The organism is Desulfobulbus alkaliphilus (genome assembly GCF_016918545.1).
GTDB classification, from domain to species: domain Bacteria; phylum Desulfobacterota; class Desulfobulbia; order Desulfobulbales; family Desulfobulbaceae; genus Desulfobulbus; species Desulfobulbus alkaliphilus.
This window is the reverse complement of record NZ_JAFFQC010000066.1, coordinates 1-4,566: the sequence shown is the minus strand read 5'-3', so window position 1 is coordinate 4,566 and position 4,566 is coordinate 1. Positions and strand designations below refer to the sequence as shown.

4 protein-coding genes are annotated in these 4,566 nt (G+C 53.3%); 2 read left to right on the top strand and 2 right to left on the bottom strand.

All coding sequences use genetic code 11. The features are described 5' to 3' along the window. Window positions 1-410: 410 nt before the first annotated feature. Window positions 411-2,189: an AAA family ATPase gene (locus tag JWG43_RS17095; protein ID WP_205244159.1), complete on the bottom strand. Its 1,779-nt coding sequence runs from the start codon at window positions 2,187-2,189 to the stop codon at window positions 411-413. 377 nt (window positions 2,190-2,566) lie between these two features. On the opposite strand from JWG43_RS17095, the gene mntA reads away from it, so the two are divergent. Continuing rightward, the gene (mntA, locus tag JWG43_RS17090) at window positions 2,567-2,971 is read left to right on the top strand and encodes a type VII toxin-antitoxin system MntA family adenylyltransferase antitoxin (protein WP_205244158.1); all 405 of its coding nucleotides are present in this window, start codon (window positions 2,567-2,569) and stop codon (window positions 2,969-2,971) included. Further along, entirely contained in the window at window positions 2,946-3,368 is a 423-nt protein-coding gene (gene hepT / locus JWG43_RS17085) for a type VII toxin-antitoxin system HepT family RNase toxin (RefSeq protein ID WP_205244157.1), read from the top strand. The genes mntA and hepT overlap by 26 nt, the downstream gene beginning before the upstream one ends. Window positions 3,369-3,556: 188 nt before the next feature. Here hepT and JWG43_RS17080 read toward each other — a convergent pair. After that, window positions 3,557-4,566: RpnC/YadD family protein (locus JWG43_RS17080; RefSeq protein WP_205244156.1), on the bottom strand; the 1,010-nt coding region annotated here is incomplete at its 5' end.

The following is a 4,566-nucleotide window of genomic DNA, read 5'->3' as shown; positions in this document are numbered from 1 at the left end:
GATTATCGAAAATCCTGTAATTGTAAATGTACATCCGCTGTGCAAAGGCAGGGTCTGTGTCGCTCTGCACCTCAATGTGAATCATCACATTGAACGCCTCCCCCTCAAGCGACCACACCTTGACCAGTTTGTCCGCATGGCTTCTGCTATTATGCCATGACCATTCTAGAATTCGCCATACTTAGTCAGCACTGGACAAGATGGGCCGGTGTCGATTCATTGCGTCAGCCTGATAGCCCGCGTAGGATACGCAATATACGAACCGCATCGGTCAAGTGGGAAACCTGTGATTAGCGATGAAGCGTCTTCGAGCGGTACCAAGCGTGGTGGGAACACATATTTCAGTTCGCCAGGAACTGAAAGGTGGTGAGGGTGCAAACAAGCACGCACGGCTTCTTTGTCTATATCTGTCAAACCCGCACCTCCCGCCATACGAGCCGCTCGACCCCGAGCGCGACCACGGCAAACGCATGCAGCTTCTGGAATCCGTAGCGTTGTTTTAACGTGGCGCCATAGCTGCGTGCCTGGGCCTCGGCCTCGTCGAGCTTGAGAATCACGGGTGTCAGCTCGGCAAGCGCCTGACGCGATTGTTCGCAGACCTGCTCGCCGCTCAGGTTCAGTTCCTTCAGGCTCAGGTATTTGAACTCCAATAGCAAATCCAGTGCCTGGAACCGGCGCTTGTCCGGTCGGACGATCAGGGCCAGATCGGCGTAACCTCGCTCGGTCTCCAGTTCCGAGACAGCCATGTACAAACGATCATCGAACAGCAAGGTCAAAAAAGCAAATTTAACCAGCAGTTCGTTGGTCCAGCGGTAGTCGCGGTTGGACAGCACCCGGAAATAGCGCTGTTCGATCAATGCTGCCAGCGGTGCCAGATCGCCGCGTTGACCAAGTGCACGCACCGCCTCGGGCAGCTCGTGCGCCTTGTCGGTCAATGGCAACCAGTGTTCGCGCAGCCGCTCTACATAGAGTCCACGCGCCACCAGGTTGGGAATGCGCAGGCGACATTCATCGAATGAGGTTACACCAGCCAAGGTCAGAATGCCGAAAAAGTACAGCAGCGAGGCCATGAACGGTTCATCTTTGACCGCCACCAGCACATCGGCCACGCCAAAGCGTTGCACCAGTTCCGGTATCATCACCCGATCATCACCGCTGAGCGCCTCAATCAGCAGGTCTTCGCCGCCCGGCAACTGAGCGATATAGATCAGCTTGTTGCGGTCCATGGCCAGATTCTCATCCAGCATCCGCCGCGGGTACTGGCCCTGCTGCCTCAGTGCCTTGAAAAAATAGAGACTCAGGGTTGGATTGTAGAGGCTCTCGGTAACGTCCTCGCTGAAGCGATAACCGTTGTAGAAGGTGCGCATGGTTGCCAGTGCGCCCTCGGGTGACCAGTCACCACCTTCCTCATGCAGTTGGCGCAGCACGGTCGCGACTTCGGTCTCGGTGAAGCCGCAGAGGTCGTTGAACTGGGCAAGCAGATAGATATCTTCGCCGACATTGTAGCCACTGGTCATGTCACTCAACGCGACTGGCGAAACGCCAGTGATGAACACACGATCCAACCCTAAACCCCCGGCCGCCGCCTTGACTGACTTGAAGACCGTTTTGAAGAGCCCCTCGCCTTGCAACAGGGTCTGATAGCGGCTCTGGCTGCCGGAACGCTCCGCCATCAGCACTTCGTTGGCGAAGTTGTCATACTCGTCGATCAGCAGATAGAGTTTGTGCGAAGTCGCGTGTATGGCTCCCAAGAGGGATTCGAACGAAGACAGGGCATTGCTCGGGTGGAGAGGAATGTCCCGCGTCCAATGCATTTGGTACTCCGCGACGCACTGGCGAATGCGGTCGTTAATGTGTTGATGCACCGCCGCCTCGATATCGGCGATATCGCCATGGGACGGGATCAGTGAGAAATCCCATTTGAGTACGAAATACTGGTTGTGTAGCGGCGTTGGATGGCGTCCGACGGCCAGCCTGCCGAACAACGCTTCGAATTGATCGGCACGGTTGAGGTCATAATAATGCTCGAGCATCGACAACAAAAGGCTTTTGCCGAAGCGACGTGGGCGTAGAAAGAACAACTGCCGCCCAGCAGCTTCCAGGGCGGCGAGACGATCGGTGCGGTCCTGATACCAGTACTGATTTTCGATCAGGGTGCCAAAATCACTCAAACCATAGGGAAATTGCATGCTGAAACCGTTTTGATTGTCTTGCTCAACGTTAAAGAGATTGCCGGAAACTTATCCTGGCGCGTTACTCTTCGGCATCCGCATAAGTAGTGCATCGGATGATATCTACAAACGAAACAAGTTTTCAAGGGTGATGTTGAAAAATCTCATACTCAAAAGTAATCGTTGGGGTCAGGCCTAGAAGATGTCAAGAATGTCTGTTCAAGACATACGAGCCCTTGCATGTAAACCCTGGATGAAAATCAGACAAGATCCTTTTCTGGAAAAAACATGGTTGTCGCTTTCACGGCATCGGCTGTATACTGGCCATAAGACCGCACCACATTGAAGAGCCATCGCACCTTTTGCGATGATAAAACCTCAAGCCGCCACAAACCATGTCCTTTCCAGAAAAATCAGCCCTGGGCCGAATAGTCGCCGCTGAACCTAACCTGGAGTTTGCCGTGCTGATCGGCAGTCGGGCCGGCTCCACCCACACCTCGGACAGTGATTGGGACCTTGCTCTGCAATGGCAACGGGACATGGACTGGCTGGAGCAGCTGGGCCGCACCGAAACCCTGCGCCATGAACTGGCCAAGGCCCTGGCGCTGCCGGCAACGGCCATCGATCTGGTTGACGTGCCCCGGGCAAGTCTGGCTATGCGGGCTGAAATCGCGGAAAATGGCGTTGTCCTCATGGGCGAAGATACTCTGCCCTGGCAGAGATTCCTTCGGCGGACCTGGCGGGAGATGGAGGAGCATTACTGGGAGAAAATTTATGCGCACGGACCTGTATCACGCTGAAACCAAGCGCATAGCCGCGCAACAGGGTGCCCTGCTGGACGAAGCCCATTCACGTCTGCTCGCCGAACAGGCCCTCACGCCCCTTGAACAGAACGGTGTCCTGCATGGGTTGCAGGTGCTGATCGAAAACGCCATCGGCAAGGCCAAACAGCAACTCAAGGCACGGGGCATAGAGGTGCCAATTTCCGCTTACGACGCTTTTGCAGCCCTGGTCCGGATTGGACTCATCGACCAGGAAAAACTGCCCCAGTGGTATGGCATCGTTGGTCTGCGCAACCGCATTGTCCATGACTACATGAACGTGGATATGGACAGGATCTTGACCTTGGTCCGCCAGGGCCAATACACTTTCCTGCTCGACTTTCTCAGGGCTCCACTCAATGACGAAACAACCTGAACGACTCTGTTCGCGGGCATGGCCCGCTCCTACCGCAGCAAACCCGCCGACCAGGACTGCCCCTTAAAATTAGTAAAATTAGGGACACTTCCCTATTTTACAAGCCCTCGGAAATGTTCGATTTTTTCTCATAAAAATAAGGGAAGGGTCCCGGATTTTTCTAATTTTTCCGCACATCTTGCAAGTGGTTATTCCTCAGGCTGTTGCGAATGGATCTCCTGGAGAACTTTTTTGAAGCTGTCAATGTCCTCGCTTTGAGCAGCTGATCGGAGCAGCTTTTTCAGCAGAATCCTGTTGTTCAGGGCTTGTACCTTTTCATAAACATCTTCTGGAACGTCTTTGCTGAATCTTGCATCAAGGGCTTCTAAAACCATTTCTCTTGCATCTGTGAGCATGCCCTGCTGCATACCCTGCTGGATGCCCTGCTGGATGCCCTGCTGCATACCCTGCTGCATGCCCTGCTGGATGCCCTGCTGGATGCCCTGCTGGATGCCCTGCTGCAAGCCCTTCTCCTTACCAATCCTTTCCGCACTCATTATATAGGGCATTTTCTTTTCCTCCTCATATTTGATCAGGTCTTCAGTGAACCGTTTTGTCAAATCCTCAGGCAGCATCATGAGCCAGTCAATCAGCCTATAGATGTTCAAGATGTCCTGCTTTGAGAAGCCACTTTCATAGAGTGCCGTGGTGATCTTCCACCGCCATGTGTATCGTGATTGTGTATCTTTCTTTGTGGCTTTCGTTTTTAAATGCGCTGCGGTTATTATGGCAAAAGGGTTGGTCTCCCTGAGCAAGCCGTCAATATTTTTGTTGTAGTCATTGAGTTTTATCATGGGGAATATAAAGTGTACTTTACAGCCCCATTGCTCTACCCTGTAATTGTGCGGTCGCCATGCATCGTTTTCATCCGCCAGAATCGCAAGACTTGTCACCGGCAGATGGCGATTATCGAATATCCTGTAATTGTAAATGTACATCCGCTGTGCAAAGGCAGGGTCTGTGTCGCTCTGCACCTCAATGTGAATCATCACATTGAACGCCTCCCCCTCAAGCGACCACACCTTGACCAGCTTGTCCGCATGGCGTCTGCCGATTTCCGCATCCCTTACAACGCTCTGCAGCTCCTTATCCAGGAATTCGTATCCCTTGTCCCAGTCTATTTCTCTGGCGATTTTCGGGAAGAAGAACTCCATAACTT

What these genes read in the sequence shown, in the direction of transcription:
- JWG43_RS17095 (WP_205244159.1), bottom strand. Translation starts at nt 2,189, where the DNA reads ATGCAATTTCCCTATGGTTTGAGTGATTTTGGCACCCTGATCGAAAAT.
- mntA (WP_205244158.1), top strand. Translation starts at nt 2,567, where the DNA reads ATGTCCTTTCCAGAAAAATCAGCCCTGGGCCGAATAGTCGCCGCTGAA.
- hepT (WP_205244157.1), top strand. Translation starts at nt 2,946, where the DNA reads ATGCGCACGGACCTGTATCACGCTGAAACCAAGCGCATAGCCGCGCAA.